The organism is Vreelandella jeotgali Hwa (assembly GCF_000334215.1).
In the GTDB taxonomy this organism is placed as follows: domain Bacteria; phylum Pseudomonadota; class Gammaproteobacteria; order Pseudomonadales; family Halomonadaceae; genus Vreelandella; species Vreelandella jeotgali.
In genome coordinates this window covers 1-973 of the sequence record NZ_AMQY01000024.1, presented here as the reverse complement: position 1 = coordinate 973, position 973 = coordinate 1, and the positions used below count along the sequence as shown (strand labels likewise).

1 rRNA gene is annotated in these 973 nt (G+C 57.7%); it reads left to right on the top strand.

What is annotated here, in order from left to right:
* Positions 1 to 932 (top strand): 16S ribosomal RNA (locus C793_RS0112495); the annotation flags it as partial.
* Positions 933 to 973 lie beyond the last annotated feature (41 nt).

Below are 973 nucleotides of genomic sequence, written 5' to 3'. Positions count from 1 at the left end.
GCCCCGGGCTCAACCCGGGAACCGCATCCGGAACTGTCGCGCTGGAGTGCAGGAGAGGAAGGTAGAATTCCCGGTGTAGCGGTGAAATGCGTAGAGATCGGGAGGAATACCAGTGGCGAAGGCGGCCTTCTGGACTGACACTGACGCTGAGGCGCGAAAGCATGGGTAGCAAACAGGATTAGATACCCTGGTAGTCCATGCCGTAAACGATGTCGACCAGCCGTTGGGGTCCTAGAGACCCTTGTGGCGAAGTTAACGCGATAAGTCGACCGCCTGGGGAGTACGGCCGCAAGGTTAAAACTCAAATGAATTGACGGGGGCCCGCACAAGCGGTGGAGCATGTGGTTTAATTCGATGCAACGCGAAGAACCTTACCTACCCTTGACATCCTGCGAACCCGGAAGAGATTCCGGGGTGCCTTCGGGAGCGCAGAGACAGGTGCTGCATGGCTGTCGTCAGCTCGTGTTGTGAAATGTTGGGTTAAGTCCCGTAACGAGCGCAACCCTTGTCCCTCTTTGCCAGCACGTAATGGTGGGAACTCCAGGGAGACTGCCGGTGACAAACCGGAGGAAGGTGGGGACGACGTCAAGTCATCATGGCCCTCACGGGTAGGGCGACACACGTGCTACAATGGCCGGTACAAAGGGTGGCGAGCTCGCGAGGGTGAGCGAATCCCGGAAAGCCGGTCTCAGTCCGGATTGGAGTCTGCAACTCGACTCCATGAAGTCGGAATCGCTAGTAATCGTGCATCAGAATGGCACGGTGAATACGTTCCCGGGCCTTGTACACACCGCCCGTCACACCATGGAAGTGGACTGCACCAGAAGTGGTTAGCCCAACTGCGGAAGGCGATCACCACGGTGTGGTTCATGACTGGGGTGAAGTCGTAACAAGGTAGCCGTAGGGGAACCTGCGGCTGGATCACCTCCTTAACCGATGCGTCATCCGCCCGGCAAGTGTCCACAATGAATTG